The sequence below is a fragment of the Pseudomonas sp. BN411 genome, from assembly GCF_029871235.1.
In the GTDB taxonomy this organism is placed as follows: domain Bacteria; phylum Pseudomonadota; class Gammaproteobacteria; order Pseudomonadales; family Pseudomonadaceae; genus Metapseudomonas.
Map to the genome: position 1 here is coordinate 105631 of NZ_SSOM01000069.1, position 21394 is coordinate 127024.

Below are 21394 nucleotides of genomic sequence, written 5' to 3' on the forward strand. Positions count from 1 at the left end.
TCGCACAACTTTTGTGCCGAACCGGAACAGATAGATGGACAAGCTCAGCGCGCTCACCATGTTCGTCGCCACTGCCGAATACGGCAGCTTCAGCCGCGCCGCCGAACAGCTGGGCAAGACGCCCTCGGCCTTGACCAAAGCGGTAGGGCATTTGGAAAACGAGCTGGGCGTGCGGCTGTTCGAACGCACCACCCGACGCATGGCGCTGACCGAAGCCGGGCATATCTACCTGGAGGGCGCCCGGCAGGCGTTGATGCAACTGCAACTGGCCGGCGAGGAAGTGGACCAGTTGCAGCACGAACTGCGTGGCACGCTGCGCCTTACCGCGCCGCCATCCTTCGGCCCGGCGTTTCTCAACGAGGTCTGTTGCCGCTTCATGGATGCCCACCCCCAGGTGCGCCTGGAGGTGGACCTGAACGACGCCTTCGTCGACCTGATCGACGGTGGCTACGACCTCGCCCTGCGCGATGGCCCCACCGACCTGCCGGGGCTGATTGCAAGGCCGCTGACGGAGAACCGCATCTACCTGTGCGGTAGCCCCGGTTATCTGGAGCGCAAAGGGTTGCCGGTGACCCTGGAAACCTACCTGCAGCATGACTGGCTGATCTTCCAGCACCCTCTGCTCCACCGGCACTTCTGGTGGCTGTGGCGCGACGGCGAGCGCATACGCTTGCCGCAACCCGTGCCCAGGATGGCCAGCGATAACTACGACTTCCTGCTCGCCTGCCTGCTGGCCGGCCACGGTTTGCAGGTGCTTCCGCGCTGGAGTGCGGCGCCCTATCTGGCCAACGGCCAACTCGTGCGCGTGATGACCGACTACGAGTTGGAGCCCGACGCCTTCGGCCCCTGGGTTCATGTCCTCTACCTGGCCCACCGCCGCCGCACCCGCAAGGTTCGGGTGTTTATCGAGATGCTGGAGGGGTACATACGGGAGAAGGGGATTGCCTGACTGCGTGACTCCACATTGTGGGGGCGATTTCAATCGCTAAGCAGGCCACAGGCCTGCCCTTTCGGCTAAAGGGGGTAGCTACGCCACCCATGGCGAATGAATTCGCCCCTACAACGCGCAATTTTTTCTGGATAAGCTCGCCTTTCCCGTTTCCGCAGCCGAGACATCAACATGGCGCAGCAATGGCCGGCCGAAGGCATCGCCCGACTGATCCTCGAAGGGTTCGACGACTACCGTGAGCATTTCCGCCAGATCACCGATGGCGCCCGCGCCCGCTTCGAGGAGGCACAGTGGCAGGCCACGCAGCTTGCGGCGGCCGAGCGGATTGCTCTCTATGAGATAAAGGTCGGTGAAACCAGCGAACGGCTGAGCGCGGCCTACGCGGTGGATGAACTGCTGGACGTGCAGCTCTGGCCGCTGGTGAAAAGCGCCTACATCGGCCTGATCGACCTGCGCCTCGACGATGAACTGTCCGAGACCTGGTACAACTCGATTTTCTGCAGCCTGTTCAGCCACGACCTGATCAGCGACGGCTGCATGTTCATCCACACCACCCGGCCTTCGCTACGGGCCCACGAGCGTGCGCCCCAGACCCGCAGCTACCACCCCGCAGGCCGGCTGCATGCGGCGCTCTCGGCGGTGCTCGATGACTTCCGTTTCGACGTGCCCTACGACGACCGCGCCGGCGACCTGGAACGCCTCGAAACCCAGCTGCGCGAGAACCTGCCGGACTGGGTCTGCAAGGACCCGGAACTGTGCATCGAACTCTTCGCCTCGCCGCTGTACCGCAACAAGGGCGCGTACCTGGTGGGGCGCATCTACACCCGCGACGAGCAATGGCCGCTGGTGCTGCCGCTGCTGCACCGCGAGGGCCGCGGCATCCAGGCCGACGCCGTGATCACCGACGAAGCGGAAGTGTCGATCATCTTCTCCTTCACCCGTTCCTACTTCATGGTGGACGTGGCCGTGCCCGCCGAGTTCGTCGGCTTCCTCAAGCGCATCCTGCCGGGCAAGCACATCGCCGAGCTGTACACCTCCATCGGCTTCTACAAGCACGGCAAGTCGGAGTTCTACCGCGCGCTGATCAATCACCTGGCCAACACCGACGACCGCTTCATCATGGCGCCCGGCGTGCGCGGCATGGTGATGAGCGTATTCACGCTGCCGGGCTTCAATACCGTGTTCAAGATCATCAAGGACCGTTTCGCCCACGCCAAGACGGTGGATCGCAACACCGTGATCGAGAAGTACCGCCTGGTGAAGAACGTCGATCGGGTAGGGCGCATGGCCGATACCCAGGAGTTCGCCGACTTCCGCTTCCCCAGGTCCAAGTTCGAGCCGGATTGCCTGGCCGAACTGCTGGAGGTGGCGCCGTCCACCGTAGCGCTGGAGGGCGATGTGGTGCTCATCCGCCACTGCTGGACCGAGCGCCGCATGACCCCGCTGAACATCTACCTGGAAAGCGCCAGCGACGCCCAGGTGCACGAGGCGCTCTACGACTACGGCCTGGCCATCAAGCAGCTGGCGGCAGCGAACATCTTCCCCGGCGACATGCTGCTGAAGAACTTCGGCGTCACCCGCCACGGCCGCGTGGTGTTCTACGACTACGACGAGATCTGCTACCTCACCGAGGTGAACTTCCGCGTCATCCCGCCGCCGCGTTACCCGGAGGACGAGATGTCCGCCGAGCCCTGGTATTCGGTGGCGCCCAACGACGTATTCCCCGAGGAATTCCCGCGCTTCCTCTTCGCCGACATCGGTCAGCGCCGGCTGTTCGCCAAGCTCCATGGCGAGCTCTATGACGCCGAGTACTGGAAGACCCTGCAGGCCGCCATCCGCTCCGGCAAGGTGATCGACGTCTTCCCCTACAGGCGCCAGGAACGAGAACTCACCGAGGCCATCCAGTAAGGATCATGGTCGAGCACACCTTCTCCCGCGCCACCTGGCTGAACTCGCTGCACATGTCGGCGCTCACCGTGGCGCTGCTGCAGGAAGAGGGCATCGCTGCCTGCGATCTGCTGGCCGGCAGTGGCATCAGCGAACAGGACCTCGCCGAACTGCAAAAGCTGGTCAACCCCGAGCAGGAGCAGCAGGTCTACGCCAACGCCGCGCGCCTGGCGCCGCGCCCGGCCATGGGCCTGGCCCTTGGTCTGCGCACCCGCATTTCCGCCTACGGCCTGCTGGGCTACGCCATGCTGTCCGCGCCCACCTTCGGCGAGGCCCTGCGCGTCGGCCTGAGCTACCCGGTGCTGCTGGGTACCTACTTCCGCCTGGCGCTGGAGCAGGATGGCGACATCGCCTGGCTCACCGCCACCGGCTACAGCGAGGACGAGTCGCTACGGGCGTTCAACACCGAAGTCTGCCTGGGCTCGCTCAAGGTCACCTTCGCCGACCTGCTGGGCCAGCCCCTGCCGCTGCACGCGGTGCAGGTGGACTATCCCTCCGGCAGCGGCATGGCGCGGCCCTATGCACGGGGATTCGGTTGCCCGGTGAGCTTCGGCGCCAACCGCAGCGCCATCGGTTTCGACGCTGCCTGGCTGACCCGCCGCCTGCCGCTCGCCGACCCGGTGACCCACAAGGAAATGCTCGAACAATGCCGCCGGCAGAACGTCGAGTTCGCCGCCCGCCGCGCCTGGCTGGAACGGGTGCGCGGCCTGCTCGCCGCCCGCCTGGCCGACCCGCCGGGGCTGGAGGAACTGGCGAAGCAGATGAACTGTTCCTCGCGCAGCCTGCGTCGCCACCTGGCCCAGCAGCAGACCAGCTACCAGCAACTGCTGGACGAACTGCGCTTCACCCGCGCCAAGGAAATGCTCCAGCAGGGCGACATCCCCATCTACCGCATCGCCGAGGCGCTCGGCTTCAGCGAAACTGCCAGCCTGCGCCACGCCTTCCAGCGCTGGAGCGGCCAGCCGCCGAGCCATTTCCGGGGGTAGTGGAGGGGAGTAGGGAGAACCTGTGGGGGCGATTTCAATCGCAATGCGGACCGCAGGTCCGCCCTCTCTGGTGTTGGATTGGCGCCATGGCTCGTAAGTTGGGCCGGGCGGCGTTCCGCGAGCGCAGCGAAGCCCAACAGCGGAGTCATCGGCGGGCCAGGATGTTGGGCTTCGCGTAGCTCAGCCACAACCTACGGGGCTAGCGAAATGCAGCGAAGTGGAAGGGGTTGCTGGCCATTGAAGTTGGCCATATTGATCCCCTATTGGCCGCCCGAACCTCTGCGCAAATACCCCCGATCCCCCACAGAATCCAACCACCAATAACAAGACCCGGATGAGGTGCCCTCCATGCTGACCGTCTATAGCGACGATCACCGTCTCCACTTTGGCCAGTCGGAACTGGTCGACGGCAAGCTCCAGCCCTGTTTCGAAATGCCCAGCCGTGCGGACACCGTGCTGGCGCGGGTTCGCCAGCAGGAAATCGGTGAAGTCATCGAGCCGAAGGACTTCGGCCTGGAGCCCATCCTGCGGGTGCATGACGCTGCCTACGTGGAGTTCCTCAAGGGTGCCTGGGCCCGCTGGGCCGCCGAAGGCCACAGCTGCGACATGCTGCCCAGCACCTTCCCGGCGCGCCGCCTGCGCCGCGACGGCCCGATTCCTACCGCGCTGCATGGCCAGCTCGGCCATTACTGCTTCGACACCGAGGCGCCCATCACCGCCGGCACCTGGCAGGCCGTGTACAGCTCCGCCCAGGTGGCGCTGACCGCCCAGGACCATATGCGCCAGGGCGCCAACACCGCCTTCGCCCTTTGCCGTCCGCCGGGACACCACGCCGGCAGCGACTTCATGGGCGGTTACTGCTTCTTCAACAACGCCGCCATCGTCACCCAGGCCTTCCTCGACCAGGGCGCGAAGCGCGTGGCGATCCTCGACGTCGACTACCACCACGGTAACGGCACCCAGGAGCTGTTCTACGAGCGCAGCGACGTGCTCTTCGCCTCGATCCATGGCGACCCGCTGGTGGAATACCCCTACTACCTGGGCCATGCCGACGAGCGCGGCGAAGGCGAGGGAGCCGGCTTCAACCACAACTACCCGCTGCCCCACGGCACCGGTTGGGACGGCTGGTCCGCCGCTCTGGACGATGCCTGCCGCAAGATCGCTGCCTACGCGCCGGACGCGCTGGTGATCTCCCTCGGCGTGGACACCTACAAGGACGACCCCATCTCCAAGTTCAAGCTGGACTCGCCGGACTACATCCGCATGGGCCAGCGCATCGCCGCACTGGGCCTGCCGACCCTGTTCATCATGGAAGGCGGCTACGCGGTGGAGGCCATCGGCGTGAACGCGGTGAACGTGCTGCAAGGCTACGAAGGGGCCGCCCGATGAAAGCCCGCATCCTGCTGGCGGGGGCCCTGCTGGGCGCTTCGCTGAACGCTGTCGCCGAGCCTGAAGTACGCATCTACAACTGGTTCGACTACATCGGCCCGAACACCCTGAAGGACTTCCAGGCCGCCTCTGGCATCAAGCCCCAGTACGACGTCTACGACAGCAACGAAGTGCTGGAGGCCAAGCTGCTCTCCGGCCATTCCGGCTACGACCTGGTGGTGCCCAGCGACGGCTTCCTGCCCAACTACATGAAGGCTGGCGTGTTCCAGCCGCTGGACAAGAGCAAGCTGCCCAACTGGAAGAACCTCAACCCGGCGCTGCTCAAGGTGCTGGCCGCCAAGGACCCGGGCAACCAGTACGTGATGCCCTACATGTGGGGCACCAACGGCATCGCCTACAACGTCGACAAGGTGAAGGCGGTGCTGGGCGAGAACGCGCCGGTGGACTCCTGGGAGCTGATCTTCAACCCGGACAACCTGGCCAAGCTCAAGCAGTGCGGCGTGGCCTTCCTCGACTCGCCCACCGAGGTGATCCCGGAAGTGCTGCACTACCTGGGCCTGTCGCCCAACAGCCGCAACCCCGAGGACTACGAGAAGGCGGAGGCGCTGCTGGCCAAACTCCGGCCGAACATCACCTACTTCAGCTCCTCGAAGTTCGTCACCGACCTCGCCAACGGTGAAGTCTGCGTGGCCCTGGCCTGGTCGGGCGGTGCCATGCAGGCCGCCGCCCGTGCGAAGGAAGCCGGCAATGGGGTGAAGGTGGAGTACCGCATTCCCAAGGAAGGCACCGCGGCCTGGTTCGATGTGCTGGCCATTCCGAAGGACGCGAAGAACGTCGAGCAGGCCCATGCCTTCCTCAACTACCTGCTGCAGCCCGAAGTCGTCGCGCCTATCTCCGACCACGTGGCCTACGCCAACCCCAACCAGGCGGCCGATGCGTTGACCTCGGCCGAGCTGCGCGACAACCCCAACGTCTACCCGCCCGCCGAGGTGCAGGCCAAGCTGTTCTCGGTGGAGATGCTGCCGCCGAAGCTGGAACGCATCCGTACCCGCACCTGGACCAAGATCAAGACGGGGACCTAGATACGCTCCGCGTTGGTGCCTGCCTTTTGTGGGGGCGAATTCATTCGCGAAGGGCTGCGTAGCAGCCCCTCAACCTCAATGGGGCAGGCCTTCGGCCTGCTTAGCGAATGAATTCGCCCCCACAGATTTCCGATCCCGAGTCCCTATCATCAATCCTCCCGCCAGCATCAATCCCGCGCCTGCTACATAGAGCGCGGGTTGCAGATCGCCGCTGAAATTGCTGCTGGCAGCCGCCAGCAGCGGGCCGGCCAGTTGCCCCAGGGCGAAGGCGGCGGTCAGCAGGCCGACGTTACGGCTATGGCCCTGAGGGTCCAGTTCGCGGGCGTACTGCATCACCAGTTGCATGCCGGCAAGGAAGGGGCCGCCGCTGAGGATCACACCCAGAACCAGTCCAGCCATGCCCGGTAGCGCGCAGGCGAGGGTGCCCGCAGCCTGCAGCCAGAGCGCGATCACCAGCCAGCGGCGCGCGCCTCCGGGACGCTGGCGGCGCAGGCTGACCAGCAGAACACCGAGCGCAGCCGCCAGGCCGAAGGCCGGCCAGAACAGGTCCGCCTGCCATTGGCCATGAAAACGCGCGGCGGCCATCTGCGACAGGAAGGTGGCAGGAATGATGTAACCCAGGCCCACCAGGCCATAGGCAGCAAGCAGCGCATACAGGGCGCGCGGCCGCTGTCGGACGGGTTGGCTCGCCGCCACGGTGGTCGCTTGCGGGTGGGGCAGCAGCGGATGGGTAACCAGGGTCAGCAGCAGGGCCAGAACGCCGAAGGCCAGCCAGAGCATGGCCGAGCCCTGGCCTTGCAGGTTCAGTTCCAGGGCCAGCAAGCCGGTCAGCATCACCCCGAAGGCTGGGCCGGCGAAAACCAGGCTGCCCAGGCGCGGCCTGTTGGCCTCGGCAGCAAGGCGTTGGCTGAGGCCGGTGACCACCACCAGCACCCAGGCGCTGGTCACCCCCAGGACGAAGCGCAGCAGCACGTGGGGCCAGAAGCCTTCGGTCAGTACCGATGCCAGGGTCAGCAGCACGGTGGCCCAGAGGCCCAGCATCAGGCGCAACCGTGCCTGTCGCGGAGAGCTGGCGTAGAAGGCGTCCAGGGCGCCGACCAGGTAGCCCAGGTAGTTGGCGGCGGCTACCAGGCCGGCACCGGTGAGGCTCACCTGGCCTTCGGCGATCAGATGCGGGAGCAGCGGAGTTAGCGCGAAACGCCCGACGCCCATGGCGACGAGCAGGGCAAGGAAACAGGCGAGCAGGCGGATCAGCGTTGGCATGTGAAGGCTCCGGTGCTGGTCATCGGAATTCCATGCTAGGGGCTGGATGTGTTCAATAAAAACGAATAAAAAAGAACGCATGTGTTCTCTTTAATTGAATGGATAATTCATGGAACTCAGCCAGCTCCGCATCTTCCAGGCCGTGGCCGAGGAAGGCTCCATCACGCGCGCCGCGACGCGCCTGCACCGGGTGCCGTCGAACCTGTCCACGCGCCTCAGGCAACTGGAGGAGAGCCTGGGCGTGGAGCTGTTTCTCCGCGAACGCCAGCGTCTCACCCTGTCACCTGCGGGCAAGGTGATGCTGGGCTACGCCGAGCGCATGTTCGCCCTGCAGGCCGAGGCCGAGGCCGCCCTGCGCGGTGGTGAACCAGCGGGGGATTTCGTCATCGGTTCCATGTTCAGTACTGCCGCCATCCACTTGCCGCCCATTCTCGTGCGCTACCACCGCACCTGGCCCTCGGTGAACCTGCAGGTGCAAACCGCGCCCAGCGGTGAATTGCTCGATGGCCTGCTCAGTGGCCGCCTGGATGCCGCCCTGGTGGATGGTCCGGTGGAGTTCGCCGAGCTGGATGGCCTGCCGCTGTTCGAGGAGGAAATGGTGCTGATCACCGAGGCCGCCCACGGTCCGGTGAAATCGGCCCAGGACGTGGCCGGGCTGGAGGTGTTCGCCTTCCGCCAGAGCTGCTCCTACCGCCGTCGCCTGGAGGGCTGGTTCGTGGCCTCGCGGGTGCCCATGTCGCCGCCCATGGAGATCGAGTCCTACCACAGCATGCTGGCCTGCGTGATCGCCGGTGGCGGCATCGCGCTCGTGCCGCGTTCGATGCTGAACAGCCTGCCGGGCCGTGAAGAGGTGCGAGTGCATGAACTGGGTGCGCCATTCGATCGCGCCACGACCTGGCTGATGTGGCGCAAGGGCATGCTCGGGGCGAACCTGCGCGCCTGGATCGACCTGCAGCAGGGGCGTCTTGAGGCGTCGTGAGAGCGAATCTGGTTTCGCTTTTTCACCGGTACGTAGGGTCCTGGTGCGCACGGCGCACCCTACGGGAGAGTTCTTGGTCGCTGGGGAGAGAAGTGAGATACATCGGCAATTGCACCGGAGTTTCAGTAAGTAAGCGCCGATCCTCCGGTAAGACGTTTCTCGGATACCGTTCAGCGGTTTGATTCAGATCAGTAGGAAATTTCCGGGCGAGCGTATTTTGGATCTTGCCCGGAGCAACTAAGCTCCAGACGAGGGTGGCCCAAGAAGCACGGGCCACCCGACCATCGTCCCAGGAAAGGGGGTAAAGCATGAAAAAGCGGCTAGAAGCGTGGATGTGGCAATTGGGTGTCGCGCTGGGCCTGATCGAGGCACCGCGCCTGCAACCCATTCCGGTCCGAAGTGAAGAGCAGCGTCGCCTCGCCGAGCAACGCCGCTTGAGGAAGTAACCGGCTTACTCGTGAGCGCGTAGCCAGTTGTCTGCCAACTCGCGCAGGCGCTCACCGGAGAAACTGGGGAAGTGACCGCCGTGGACGGTGCGCACCGGAAGGTCGCGCAGCCGTGCGAGGCTCTTCGCGTAATCATCCAGATTCGAGTGGTAGGCGTTATCGATCAGCGGGCCGTCGTAGATGATGTCGCCGCTGAACAGCGTCTGCGTCTTCGCTTCCCACAGGCTGATGCCGCCCGGTGAATGGCCGGGGGTATGCAGCACCTCCAGCACCCGATCCCCCAGATCCAGTACATCCCCCTCATCGATCAGCCGCGTCGCTGGCGCCGCCTTCACGCGGTATTCGGCATAGCACAGCGGGCAGTCCGGGTGCGCCTCGAACATCTCGTCGCCGACATAGTCCTTCGCCAGGGTGTTTTCCCCCGTGGGCGTGGCCAGGATGTCCGCTTCCGCCGGATGGACCAGGCGCTCGGGGAATTCGTGATGCCCGGCGATATGGTCGAAGTGGGTGTGGCTGGCCACCGCCAGCAGCGGGCGCTGGGTGAGCCAGGGCAACTGTTCGCGCAGGCTGACGACGCCGGATCCGGAGTCGATCAGCAGGTCCTTGTCGCGGCCCTGCACATGCCAGAGGTTGCAGCGGTAGAAGGGCCGCACGAATGGCTCACTGATCAGGCTGATGCCGTCGTAGCAGTGCTCGACTTCGAACCACTGGTCGCGGCTGACGATTTTCATCGGGGGAGCTCCGTGCCGGTTGATACCACGTGGCTGACTGTGGGGCGGAAATCTGTGGGGGCGAATTCATTCGCGATGGGCGGCGTAGCCGCCCCTGGATGGTCCAGGCAGACCTGCGGTCTGCATAGCGAATGAATTCGCCCCCACGGAAGAGCCATCCTTTCAGCCTAGACGCAGCACCATGGGGAATAAAAAAAGCCCCGGTCGGCAATGCCGATCCGGGGCCGGGAAAGGCCGCCTCCGGGGAGAGGCGGCAGTGCATATCAGGCCAGTTCGCCGGCAGTTTCCGAACGACGGGACAGCAGGCTGACCACCACGAAGCTCACAGCGCCGATAGCCAGGCTGTAGTAGATCGGGGTGTTGGCTTCCAGGCCGTCGGTGAACATGAACACCAGGGCGGTGATGCAGCCCAGGCTCATGCTGGCGATGGCGCCTGCGGTGGTGGCGCGCTTCCAGTAGATGGCACCCAGCAGCGGGATCAGCATGCCGCCGACCAGCAGGTTGTAGGCCAGGGTCAGGGCGCCGAGCACGTCGTTGACGATGAGCGCGATGACCAGCACGGCGATGCCGGTGAGCAGGGTGAACAGGCGGGTCATGCCGAGGCTGGATTCCTTGCCGCCACGCAGCTTGGGCAGCAGGTCTTCGGTGATGGTGGTGGAGGCGGCGAGCAGGCCGGCGCTGGCGGTGGACATCATCGCGGCCAGGGCAGCGGCGATCACCAGGCCACGGATGCCGTCCGGCAGCGAAGCCTGGACGATGGCGGCGAAGGCGTTGTTGACGTTGTCCAGATCAGGCAGCAGCACCTTGGCGCACATGCCGATCAGGGCACCCACCAGGCCGTAGATCACGCAGTAGACACCGGCAACGGTGCCCGCGTACTTCGCAACGCCCTCGCTGCGCGCGGTGAACACGCGCTGCCAGATGTCCTGGCCGATGAGGATGCCGAAGAAGTAGATCAGGAAGTAGGTGATGATCGTGTCGTAGCCGATGGTGGTGAAGTTGAAGGCGGTTTCCGGCAGCTTCGCCACCAGCTCGTCCCAGCCACCCACGCGGTACAGGCAGATCGGCAGCAGCAGGAACATCAGGCCGACGGTCTTGATGATGAACTGCACGATGTCGGTCAGGGTCAGGGACCACATGCCGCCGATGGTGGAGTAGACCACGACCACGCCGCCGCCGAGCAGCACGGACACCCAGAAGGGCAGGCCGAACAGCACTTCCATGACGGTGCCGATGGCGAGGGTGGAGACCACGCCGATCATCAGCGCATAGGCGAACATGATCACCGCGCTGGCCTGGCGCGCCATCGGGTTGTAGCGACGCTCCAGGATCTGCGTAACGGTGAAGATGCGCAGTTTCAGCAGCGGCTTGGCCAGGAACAGGTTGAGCACGATGATGCCCGCGCCCAGTGCGGCGCAGAGCCAGAAACCGGAAATGCCGTGGACGTAGCCCAGGCGCACGGTGCCAACGGTGGACGCACCGCCGAGGACGGTGGCGGCCATGGTGCCCATGTAGAAGGCCGGGCCGAGGTTACGGCCAGCCACCAGGAACTCCTCATGGGACTTGGCGCGGCGCATGCCGTACCAGCCAAGCAGCAGCATGCCGGCGGCATAGATCAGTACTACGAAAATATCCAAAGCCATTACAGGTCTCTCTTTCTATTGTTGTTGCCGCGGTTCGCAAGGCCGCGACAGGTGTTGCAAGGCGCGCAACGCTTCACACTGCGCCGTTTCAAAGCAATCCTGCTTTTCCTACTCCTTGTATTCGGGGCACTCCCTTTCGAGCTTTCTCAGCCAGGCTTCCCAGACCAGCTGGCGCTGCCATTCGCAGGCCTGGAACTGTTCGCAGGCGTGCGCGCTGAGCTCGTCGGACATCTCACGGATGCCGCGCAGGGTGGAGGCGGCGACTTGTATCTCGCACGCCTTGTTCAGGTAGTACATGACGTAGAAGGCGTCGGCGACGCTGGCGCCGACGCTGAGCAGGCCGTGGTGGCGCAGCATCAGGGCGATGTTGTCGCCGAGGGAGTCCACCAGGCGATCGCGCTCGCCCAGGTCCAGGGCGATGCCTTCATAGGTGTGATAGCCGACCCGCTGATGGAACTCGGCGCTGATCTGGTTCAGCTGGGCCAGGCCGTTGTCCGCCGCGGCCACCGCCATGCCCGCCAGGGTATGGGTGTGGATCACGCAGTGGGCATCGGCGCGGGCCATGTGCACGGCACTGTGGATGGTGAAGCCGGCGATGTTGTAGTCGGCGTTGCCTTCCACCACGCGACCGTGCATGTCGACCACGATCAGGTCGCTGGCGCGGATTTCTTCGAACATCAGCCCGAACGGGTTGATCAGAAAACGCGGCTCAACGCCTGGCAGGCGCACCGAGAAGTGGGTGTAGAGGGTGTCGTCCCAGCCGAACAGGGCGGCCAGCCGGTAGGCGGCCGCCAGGTCCCGGCGCAGGATGGCTTCGTTCTGTGCGTTCATCAGTGACGGATCTGCGAAAGGAAGGCCCGGGTACGCGGGTGCTGTGGGTTGTCGAAGAACGCGGCCGGGGTGGCGGTTTCCACGATCTGGCCGGCGTCCATGAACACCACGCGGTCGGCTACCTTGCGCGCGAAGCCCATCTCATGGGTCACGCAGAGCATGGTCATACCGTCCTGGGCCAGCTCGGTCATCACTTCCAGCACTTCACCAACCATTTCCGGGTCCAGCGCCGAGGTGGGTTCGTCGAACAGCATCACCTTGGGGTTCATGCACAGGGCACGGGCGATGGCCACGCGCTGTTGCTGGCCGCCGGAAAGCTGGCCGGGCTTCTTGTGCGCCTGGGAGCCGATGTGCACGCGATTGAGGTAGCGCAGGGCCAGTTCCTCGGCTTGCTTGCGGCTCATTCCACGGACCTTCATCGGCGCCAGGGTGCAGTTCTCCAGCACCGTCAGGTGGGGGAACAGGTTGAAGTTCTGGAACACCATGCCCACTTCACGGCGCACGTGGTCGCTGCCGGACTTGGTGGAAATGTCCTGCTCTTCCACCGTGATGGTGCCGGTGTCATGGGGGTTGAGGCGGTTGATGCAGCGGATCAGGGTCGACTTGCCGGAGCCCGAAGGGCCGCAGATGACGATCTTCTCGCCCTGGCGCACGGAGAGGTTGATGCCCTGCAGCACCTGAAAATCCTCGTAGCGCTTGCCGACGTTCTGCAGACGGATGATTTCGTTCATGTCGCTCTCCTCAGATACGGCGCATACGAGCCAGGGTGCGTTGCACCAGGCCGACGGATTTGCTGCTGGTGCCGGTGTGGGAATCCCACGCCAGGCGCCGTTCGAGGCCGCTTTGCATCCAGGTCAGGGTGTAGACCATGACGAGGTAGTAGACGAGGGCGACGGCGTAGTACTCGGAGAACTGGAAGGTGGTGGAGACCGTTTGCGAGGTCACCGCCATCAGTTCCTGCAGGGAAATCACCGAGGCCAGCGAGGTGATCTTCAGCAGGGTGATGAATTCGTTGGCAGTCGGCGGCACGGCGATGCGCGCGGCCTGCGGCATGATGACGTAGCGGAAGATGTGCCAGCGCGACAGGCCCAGTGCGTGGCCGGCGGCGTACTGGCCCTTGTCCACGGCTTTCAGCGCGGCGCGGTTGATTTCCACCTGGTAGGCGGCTTCGTTGATCGACAGCGCGATCCAGGCGGCGATGAAGGGGGTGAACCACTCTTCACGGAACACCGGGAAGAACTGCGGCAGGGCGTTCCACACGAACAGCAGTTGCAGCAGGGTCGGGGCGCCACGGAACACGCTGAGCACACCGCGCAGGGTGGTGCGCCAGGTGCTCGGCGGGCCGTCCAGGGCCAGGGCGCAGGGAATGGAAATCAGGATGCCGACGGAATGGGAAACCAGGGCCAGCACCAGGGTGATGCAGGCGCCGCGGAAGAAGTGCCAGGACGTCAGGGCGTCCCAGAAGACAGTCACATCGAAGTTCATGTACGTGTCCTGCGTGAATGAAAGCGTGCCGTAGCACCCTCTCCCGCAAGCGAGAGAGGGGCGGGGCGTTGGCCTTGCTTACTGCGCGGCGGTTTCCAGGTTGGCTGGATCGAGCTTCCATTTCTCGGCGATGGCCTTGAGGGTTCCATCGGCCTTCAGAGCAGACACGGCGTCCTGAACGGCCTGCTTGTCTTCCGGGTTCGGACGCATGTACGCGCCGAAGATGTCCTTCTCGGGGAAGGCGTAAAGGGTCTTGAACTGGCCGGGGGTCTGCAGTTCGCGATAGGCCAGTTCGGTGTCCTGGGACAGGCCGGCGGCGGCGCGGCCTACGAGTACCTGCTGGGCCACGTCGCTACCTTTCGGGTAGGTCTGCAGGGTGGCCGGAGTCTTGCCGGCGGCCTTCAGCTGCTCGTTGAGCTTTTCCATGATGGTCACGTAGCGGGTGCCGGACTGCACCGCTACTACCTTGCCCGACAGGTCATCCAGGGTGTTCAGCTTGAGGTCGCTCTTGCCGCTGCCGAAGACGATGGTCGCGCTGGCGAGGTAGGCCACGGCATGCAGCTTCTGGGTGCGCTCGGGGGTAATCAGGGTACCGCTGATGACTGCGTCGCAGCGCTGGGCGTCCAGACCCGGCAGCAGGCCGGTGAACTCGGTGACGATGAAGCGCGGCTTCACACCCCAGTGCTTGGCCAGGGCGCGGATCAGGTCCGCATCGAAGCCGCTGGGCTCGCGGTCACCGGTCTTCTCGAAGAACTCCAGCGGCGGGAAGGTCGGATCGGAACAGACCTGGAAACTTCCCGAGCCCACGAACGAGGGCTTGCTGTCGGCGGCCATGGCACCACCACTCAGGGTGGCGGCGAACAGGCCGGCGAGGGCGAACAGTTTCAGCGGACGATTGCTCATCGGTAACTCCTTCAAGGCGTATTGCAGTGGTTGTTGTTGTAGGCAGTCGCAATAAAGTGGAGCTATTTCGTGTTACGCAGCTTCAGGGGAACCCTGAACGGCGGATGCTTGGGAAGTCTTCGAGGGGACCCAGCGAGGGCCCTTGGGACCGTAGACGGCGGCCGGTTCCGGGAAGATCGCCAGCAGTACCAGGTACAGCAGGGCGGCCGTGCCCAGAGTGACCGGCAGGCTGATATCGATGCCACCGGCCAGCTCGCCCAGCGGGCCGACGAATTGGCCCGGGAGGTTTACAAAGCATAGGCCCACCACGGCACTCGGGATCCAGGCGCCCATGCCGCGCCAGTTCCAGCCGTTGGTGAACCAGTAGCGGCCACCGGACAGGCCACGGGTGAAGACCTGCAGGTCGTCCGGGCAGTAGAAGCCGCGGCGGATGATCAGGCCGAGGATCATGATCACCATCCAGGGACTGGTGCAGGTGATGATCAGCACGGCGAAGGTGGAGACGCTCTGCACCAGGTTGAAGGCGAAGCGGCCGATGAAGATGAAGCCGATGGACAGCACGCCGATCATCACGGTGGCCTGCACACGGTTGAGCAGGCGCGGGAAGACCGAGGACATGTCCAGGCCAGTGCCGTAGAGCGAAGTGGTGCCGGTGGACATGCCGCCGATCACGGCAATCAGGCACACCGGCAGGAAGAACCAGGCCGGGGATACGGCCAGCAGGCCGCCGACATAGTTGTTCTGCGCGATGTAGTCCGGGGCCTGTACGGCAACGATGGTCGCGGTGACCAGGCCGAACAGGAAGGGAATCAGGGTGGCGAACTGCGCGGCGACAACGGCCAGCATGATGCGCTGCTTCGAGGTTTCGCGCGGGATGTAGCGCGACCAGTCGCCGAGGAAGGCGCCGAAGGAAACCGGGTTGCTCATGGCCAGCAGGGCGGCGCCGATGAAGGCGGCCCAGAAGCCTTCCTGGCCGAGGTTCACGGAACCGGCGTAGGAGGCGTCGAACGGGCCGGCGAAGGCGAAGATGCCCAGCAGGAACATGACGCTGGCGGCCCACACGGCGACCTTGTTCACCAGCAGCATGAAGCGGAAACCATAGATGCACACCGCCAGTACCAGCACGGCGAACAGGCCGTAGGCCAGGCCCAGGGTCAGGTCGGTTTCCGGCAGGTCGAACAGGCGCTTGGCGCCGCCCACCAGGGCGTCACCGGAGCTCCAGACCGACAGCGAGAAGAACGCGATGGCAGTGAGCAGGGAGAGGAAGGAGCCAACGATACGACCATGCACGCCGAAGTGGGCGCCCGACGACACCGCGTTGTTGGTGCCGTTGAGCGCGCCGAACACGCCCATGGGGGCGAGGATCAGCGAACCTACCAGCACGCCCAGCAGGATGGCCCAGAAGCCCGCCTCGAAGGAGAGGCCGAAGAGCACCGGGAAGCTGCCGAGTACAGCGGTGGCGAAGGTGTTTGCGCCGCCGAAGATCAGGCGGAACAGGTCCAGGGGGCCGGCATCCCGCTCGTTGTCGGGGATCTGCTCGACACCGTGTGTCTCTATTCGGGTAATTGCGTGATCGTTGTTGTTGTTATGCATTTCTTACTCTCCCAGGGAGCCTTGTCAGGTCGGCGGCAGATGCGCCGGCATGGCCGACAAGTGCTCGTGACAGGCCAACCAGTGGCCTTCTTCTTGTTGCCGACGGAAAACGATGGTTTCCCGCTCGCGGCTTTCTATGTCTTCACCCTGGATGCGCAGGCGCGTGGCGACGTCGTGGTAGAAAATCGCCACGTCGCCCTGCAGGCACACCACGGGGTTGAGGGATTGGCACGCCAGCACCTCGAAACCATCGCGCTGCCAGCTTTCCCACAGCTCGCGATAGGCCGCGCGGTTGGGCAGCGGCTTATCGCAGGTGTGGAAGACGAAGCTGGCGTCTTCACTGAAGGCAGCGAAGTAGGCTTCGGTATCGTTCGCGGCGAAGGCGGCCACCAGCTTGCTGGCGGCCTCCAGGACTTGTTGCTCGCTCATGCCCGGACTCAACGGCGCTCAACGCCCGGCAGGACGCAGAGCATTTCGTAGAGCAGGTTGGCGCCCAGCAGCGAGGTGTTGCCGGTGGTGTCGTAAGGCGGGGAGACTTCGACCAGGTCGCAGCCGATGACGTCCAGACCCTGGCAGCCACGGATGATTTCCATCGCCTGGATGGTGGTCAGGCCGCCGATTTCCGGGGTGCCGGTACCGGGCGCCCAGGCCGGGTCGATGCCGTCGATGTCGAAGGAGAGGTAAACCGGGCCGCCGCCGACTTTCTCGCGGACTTCGGCCATCAGCGGAGCCAGCGACTTGTGCCAGCACTCTTCGGCCTGCACCACGCGGAAGCCCTGCTTGCGGCTCCAGTTGAAGTCTTCGGCGGTGTAGCCCTGGGCGCGCAGGCCGATCTGCACCACGCGTTCGCAATCCAGCAGGCCTTCTTCCACAGCGCGGCGGAAGGTGGTGCCGTGGGCGATCTTCTCGCCGAACATGTTGTCGTTGACGTCAGCGTGGGCGTCGATGTGCACCAGGCCTACCTTGCCGTGCACCTTGTTGATGGCACGCAGGATCGGCAGGGTGATGGTGTGGTCGCCGCCCAGGGTCAGCGGGACGATGCCGTGGCCGAGGATGCGGTCGTATTCCTGCTCGATGATGCGCACGGCTTCCAGCAGGTTGAAGGTGTTGATGGCCACGTCGCCGATGTCGGCCACGTTCAGCGAATCGAAGGGGGCAGCGCCGGTCGCCATGTTGTACGGGCGGATCATTACCGATTCGGCGCGGATCTGGCGCGGGCCGAAGCGGGTACCGGAACGCAGGGAGGTGCCGATGTCCAGCGGAACGCCAACGAAGGCAGCGTCCAGGGCATTGAGTTCTTCAGGGGATTGGATGTGCGGCAGACGCATCATGGTGGCGATACCGCCGAAACGGGGCATCTCATTGCCGCCCAGGGGCTGATGGAGTTTTTTGTCCACGGGGTGGCCTCACGGTTGTTGTGGTTGTAGGTAGTGGGCGGATTCTGGTGACAGTGCCATCACGAACAAATCGCTGGCGGCAAATAATTACTTCAAGGATTTCTAAACTATCGGGAGCGGGTACACTGCCGCGGCTGGTGGAAAACGCCGGCTCTTGTGGGGGCGAATTCATTCGCAAAGGGACGCGCAGCGGCCCCATGAGAAATTGCATTGGCAGACCTGCGGCCTGCTCAGCGAATGAATTCGCCCCCACAGGAAGGGACCCGGCATCGTTCTCGGCCAATCTGGAGCCCCCATGTCCACCGCCATGCCCGACCTGAAACTCCTGCGTATCTTCGCCAGCGTGGTCCGCAACCAGGGTTTTGCCGCTGCGCAGCAGGAGCTGAACCTCTCCACTTCGGCCATCAGCACCTACATGAGCCAGCTGGAAGGCGCAGTCGGCCTGACCCTCTGCCATCGCGGGCGCGGTGGATTCAGCCTGACCAGCAAGGGCGAGCTGTACTACCAGGAAACCCTGCGCCTGCTGGGCGAACTGGAAAGCTTCGAGCGCTACTCCGCGTCCCTCAAGGGCGAGCTGCGCGGCACGCTGAACCTGGGCGTGCTCGACTCCACCGTGGGCGATCCGTCGCTGCCGCTGGCCGAGGTGATCGGCGCCTACAGCCAGGAACACGCGGCGGTGCACCTGCACCTCTCGGTGATGAGCCCCTATGACCTGCAGCTGGGTGTGCTGGACAACCGCCTGGACCTTGCCATCGGCGCCTTCTCCACGCGCATGAACGGCCTGGTCTACCAGCCGCTCTACCGCGAGCAGCACTGGCTCTACTGCAGCGAGCGGCACCCGCTGTACAGCGAACGGCGCATCCCCGCTGAACTCATCACGCAGCAGCGCATGGTGGGACGTGGTTACTGGAGCCAGGCGGAATTGGCGCGCCACGGCTTCAAGCACAGCGCGGCAACGGTGGAGTCCATGGAGGCGCAGCTGATCCTGGTGCTGTCCGGTGCCTACATCGGTTACCTGCCGGAGCACTACGCTCACCCCTGGGTGGAGCAGAAGCGCCTGCGCGCCTTGCTGCCGGCCACCTTCGGCTACCAGGCGCCGTTCTCCATGATCCTGCGCCGTGGCCGCGCCAAGGAGCCGCTGATCCTCACGTTCCGCGACCTCCTGCGAGCCCAGTTGAACCTGCGCTGAAGTTCGCAGATTTTTTGAGAGGCGTGTCACATTGTTGATGGGATAACCCCACTCCGTTCATGGGCTTGAAAGGCGCCGTGCTAGACCTTTTTTACCGGCGAGTAATGGCAAAGCGCCCATGCACAGGAGTGGTCAGCCATGCGTCAGAATCTGCCCGTGACCCAACGGGAGCGTACGTTCAGTGCCGATGAAAGGCTGATTTCCACCACCGACCTCAACAGCAAGATCACCTACTGCAACGACGCCTTCGTCGCCATCAGCGGCTTCACCCGCGAAGAGCTGCTCGGGCAGCCCCACAACATCGTCCGCCACCCCGACATGCCGCCTCCGGTATTCGCCCACATGTGGGAGACCCTCAAGCAGGGCAAGCCCTGGATGGGGCTGGTGAAGAACCGCTCGAAGAACGGTGATTTCTACTGGGTCAGCGCCTACGTCACGCCGGTCTACGAAGACGGCCGGATGATCGGCTACGAGTCGGTGCGCTCCCTGCCCAGCCGCGACCAGGTGGCCCGTGCAGACGCCCTCTATGCGCGCCTGCGTGCCGGCAAGTCGCCGGTGCCTCGGCTGGAATACTGGACCTACGATTTCATGCGTTCCTGGCCGGTGATCCTCGCCACCCTGGTGCTGGTGGCCGGCAATCTGTTGCTGCAAGGCTGGCCATCGTTGGTGCTGACCCTGGCGACCATGCTCGCCTTGGGCTCCTTCCAGCTGTACCGCTACCGGCAGACCATTCGCCGCACCCTGGCCGAGCATCCCAAGGCATTCACCAGTGGCCTGGTGGCCCTGACCTACACCGACAGCCGGGGCGCCCAGGCCTTGCTGGACATGGCCATGATCAGCGAGGAAGCGCGCCTGCAGACCGCCCTCACGCGCCTGGAGGATGCGGGCGAAAGCGTCAAGCAGCGTGCCGCAGAGGCGGCGCGGCTATCCCGTTCGGAGGCCGAACTGCTGGAACAGCAACGTAATGAGACGGACCAGTCGGCCACGGCCATCAACGAGATGGCAGCGACTATCCAGGAGGTCTCCCACAACGTCAGCCACACCGCACACGCCGCCGAGGAAGCCGAACGCTTGGCACGCCAGGGCAACGACCTGGCCGGCGAATGCCTGGGCGCCATGCGCCACATGGCCGAGGCGGTGAGCGAGATCGGTCGCGCGGTGCATGACCTTGCCGAGTCCACCCACTCCATCGGCAGCGTAGCGGACGTGATCACCGCCATTGCCGAGCAGACCAACCTGCTGGCGCTCAATGCCGCCATCGAGGCGGCTCGGGCCGGCGAGCAGGGCAGGGGCTTTGCCGTGGTGGCCGATGAGGTGCGCACCCTGGCTTCGCGCACCCGGCAGTCCACCGAGCAGATCCACGAGATCATCGCCTCCCTGCGTGCCGGCGCCGAACGTGCCGTGGCCACCGCCAGCCGTGGCGAGGTCATCTCCCGCGACAGCGTGGACAGCGTGCAGGCCGTGCGCGAAGCCCTGGAAGGCATCAGCCAGGCGGTGACCCGCATTACCGGCATGAGCCAGCAGATGGCCGCCGCGTCCGAGCAGCAGAGCCATGTGGCCGAAGACATCAGCCGGCAGATCACTCGCATCGCCCAGCTTTCCGATCACAGCGCTGGCCAGGCCCAGGAAGGCGCCGCCATCAGCCAGGACCTGGAGCGCATGGCGGACTACCTGCACAGCCTGGCGGAGCGGTTCAATCGGTAGTTCGTTTCGACTCCTTGTAGGGGCGAATTCATTCGCCAAGGGCGGCGTAGCCGCCCCATGCAGGATTGCAGGGCGAACCTGCGGTTCGCTTGGCGATTGAAATCGCCCCCACAGCATGTAGCCCGGATGCCCTGTGGCAGAATGCTCCGCCCAGGAGAACGCCATGCCCCGCCCGAGTTGCACGCGCTGCCAGCGCCCCGAAACCCATTGTCTGTGCCCGCTGATTCCACACCTGGCGAGCCGCACCCGTGTGCTGCTGTTGCAGCACCCGAGCGAGGTGAACCATGCGCTGAATACCGCGCGGCTGGCGGCTCTTGGCTTGGCGAATGCGGAGCTGCGAGTGGGTGAGCGTTTCGACGATCTGGCGGACGTCCTGGCCGACTCCCGATATCGCGCGTGCCTGCTGTTCCCCGGTGAGGATGCACGCCCCGTGGCGGAAGTGGTGGGTGACGATCCACGCCCGCTCCTGCTGGTGGTGCCCGATGGCACCTGGCGCAAGGCGCGCAAGCTGCTCTATCTCAACCCCGAACTGGAAGCCCTGCCCAGGGTGACCCTGCCCGAGGGCCTGACCTCCCGTTATCGCCTGCGCAAGGCGCCCATGGCCGGTGCGCTGTCCACCATCGAAGCCATCGTTGCCGCCCTCGACATCCTTGAAGCACCGAATCGATTCGACGCACTGCTGCGGCCATTCGAGGCCCTGATCCAGGGGCAGATCGAGGCGATGGGGGAGGAAACCTTCAGAAAGAATCACGGGGATGGTGCGTAGGTCCTGAACGCCGGCACCGATACCCCCTCTCCCTCCGGGAGAGGGCTGGGTTGAGGGAAAGCGGGGGCACGAGGCGTCAGGAGGGCGGAGCTGCGCTCCGCTTGGCGAATG

20 protein-coding genes are annotated in these 21394 nt (G+C 64.8%); 10 read left to right on the forward strand and 10 right to left on the reverse strand.

All coding sequences use genetic code 11. The features are described from left to right. The first annotated feature begins 34 nt into the window (after window positions 1-34). The 5 genes from E8F06_RS16210 (at window position 35) to E8F06_RS16230 (ending at window position 6353) form a co-directional block, all read left to right on the forward strand. The gene (locus E8F06_RS16210) at window positions 35-949 is read left to right on the forward strand and encodes a LysR family transcriptional regulator (protein ID WP_280369060.1); all 915 of its coding nucleotides are present in this window, start codon (window positions 35-37) and stop codon (window positions 947-949) included. A gap of 171 nt (window positions 950-1120) precedes the next feature. Further along, complete coding sequence (gene aceK, locus E8F06_RS16215; RefSeq protein ID WP_280369063.1) at window positions 1121-2857, forward strand: bifunctional isocitrate dehydrogenase kinase/phosphatase; 1737 nt, start codon at window positions 1121-1123, stop codon at window positions 2855-2857. Window positions 2858-2862: 5 nt separating this feature from the next. Continuing rightward, on the forward strand, window positions 2863-3882 hold the full coding sequence (locus E8F06_RS16220) for an AraC family transcriptional regulator (protein WP_280369065.1): 1020 nt from the start codon (window positions 2863-2865) through the stop codon (window positions 3880-3882). A 348-nt stretch (window positions 3883-4230) separates the two neighbouring features. Then, window positions 4231-5271 (forward strand): histone deacetylase family protein, encoded by a 1041-nt coding sequence (locus E8F06_RS16225; RefSeq protein ID WP_280369067.1) that lies wholly within the window; start codon window positions 4231-4233, stop codon window positions 5269-5271. Then, window positions 5268-6353, forward strand: coding sequence for an extracellular solute-binding protein (locus tag E8F06_RS16230; protein ID WP_280369069.1), 1086 nt, complete (start codon window positions 5268-5270; stop codon window positions 6351-6353). Before E8F06_RS16225 ends, E8F06_RS16230 begins: the two co-directional genes overlap by 4 nt. Before the next feature lie 75 nt (window positions 6354-6428). On the opposite strand, the gene E8F06_RS16235 is transcribed toward E8F06_RS16230, so the two are convergent. Continuing rightward, window positions 6429-7616 carry an MFS transporter gene (locus E8F06_RS16235; RefSeq protein WP_280369072.1) on the reverse strand — a complete coding sequence of 396 codons (1188 nt, stop codon included), beginning with the start codon at window positions 7614-7616 and terminating at the stop codon, window positions 6429-6431. 109 nt (window positions 7617-7725) lie between these two features. Here E8F06_RS16235 and E8F06_RS16240 point away from each other — a divergent pair, with 109 nt between their 5' ends. Further along, on the forward strand, window positions 7726-8595 hold the full coding sequence (locus tag E8F06_RS16240; protein ID WP_280369074.1) for a LysR family transcriptional regulator: 870 nt from the start codon (window positions 7726-7728) through the stop codon (window positions 8593-8595). 308 nt (window positions 8596-8903) lie between these two features. Next, window positions 8904-9041 carry a PA1414 family protein gene (locus tag E8F06_RS16245; RefSeq protein ID WP_280369077.1) on the forward strand — a complete coding sequence of 46 codons (138 nt, stop codon included), beginning with the start codon at window positions 8904-8906 and terminating at the stop codon, window positions 9039-9041. 5 nt (window positions 9042-9046) lie between these two features. On the opposite strand, the gene E8F06_RS16250 is transcribed toward E8F06_RS16245, so the two are convergent. The 9 genes from E8F06_RS16250 to speB form a co-directional block, all read right to left on the reverse strand. Beyond that, complete coding sequence (locus tag E8F06_RS16250) at window positions 9047-9772, reverse strand: MBL fold metallo-hydrolase (protein ID WP_280369080.1); 726 nt, start codon at window positions 9770-9772, stop codon at window positions 9047-9049. A 263-nt stretch (window positions 9773-10035) separates the two neighbouring features. Further along, window positions 10036-11415: a sodium:solute symporter gene (locus E8F06_RS16255; protein ID WP_280369083.1), complete on the reverse strand. Its 1380-nt coding sequence runs from the start codon at window positions 11413-11415 to the stop codon at window positions 10036-10038. Between the two features lie 108 nt (window positions 11416-11523). Beyond that, window positions 11524-12246 carry a class II aldolase/adducin family protein gene (locus E8F06_RS16260; RefSeq protein WP_280369086.1) on the reverse strand — a complete coding sequence of 241 codons (723 nt, stop codon included), beginning with the start codon at window positions 12244-12246 and terminating at the stop codon, window positions 11524-11526. Next, complete coding sequence (locus E8F06_RS16265) at window positions 12246-12977, reverse strand: amino acid ABC transporter ATP-binding protein (protein ID WP_280369089.1); 732 nt, start codon at window positions 12975-12977, stop codon at window positions 12246-12248. The genes E8F06_RS16260 and E8F06_RS16265 overlap by 1 nt, the downstream gene beginning before the upstream one ends. Before the next feature lie 10 nt (window positions 12978-12987). Next, window positions 12988-13731, reverse strand: a complete 744-nt coding sequence (locus E8F06_RS16270) for an amino acid ABC transporter permease (RefSeq protein ID WP_280369091.1) — start codon at window positions 13729-13731, stop codon at window positions 12988-12990. A 78-nt stretch (window positions 13732-13809) separates the two neighbouring features. Continuing rightward, entirely contained in the window at window positions 13810-14634 is an 825-nt protein-coding gene (locus E8F06_RS16275; RefSeq protein WP_280369093.1) for a transporter substrate-binding domain-containing protein, read from the reverse strand. A 72-nt stretch (window positions 14635-14706) separates the two neighbouring features. Then, window positions 14707-16227 (reverse strand): cytosine permease, encoded by a 1521-nt coding sequence (locus E8F06_RS16280; protein WP_280369095.1) that lies wholly within the window; start codon window positions 16225-16227, stop codon window positions 14707-14709. A gap of 24 nt (window positions 16228-16251) precedes the next feature. Next, window positions 16252-16656 (reverse strand): nuclear transport factor 2 family protein, encoded by a 405-nt coding sequence (locus E8F06_RS16285; RefSeq protein ID WP_280369097.1) that lies wholly within the window; start codon window positions 16654-16656, stop codon window positions 16252-16254. A gap of 8 nt (window positions 16657-16664) precedes the next feature. After that, complete coding sequence (gene speB / locus E8F06_RS16290) at window positions 16665-17624, reverse strand: agmatinase (protein WP_280369100.1); 960 nt, start codon at window positions 17622-17624, stop codon at window positions 16665-16667. Between the two features lie 295 nt (window positions 17625-17919). On the opposite strand from speB, the gene E8F06_RS16295 reads away from it, so the two are divergent. From E8F06_RS16295 to E8F06_RS16305, 3 genes are all read left to right on the forward strand, one after another. Next, entirely contained in the window at window positions 17920-18813 is an 894-nt protein-coding gene (locus E8F06_RS16295; protein WP_280369102.1) for a LysR family transcriptional regulator, read from the forward strand. Window positions 18814-18951: 138 nt separating this feature from the next. Next, the gene (locus E8F06_RS16300; protein WP_280369104.1) at window positions 18952-20517 is read left to right on the forward strand and encodes a PAS domain-containing methyl-accepting chemotaxis protein; all 1566 of its coding nucleotides are present in this window, start codon (window positions 18952-18954) and stop codon (window positions 20515-20517) included. A gap of 163 nt (window positions 20518-20680) precedes the next feature. Next, window positions 20681-21283: a DTW domain-containing protein gene (locus tag E8F06_RS16305; protein ID WP_280369106.1), complete on the forward strand. Its 603-nt coding sequence runs from the start codon at window positions 20681-20683 to the stop codon at window positions 21281-21283. The last annotated feature ends 111 nt before the right edge of the window (window positions 21284-21394 follow it).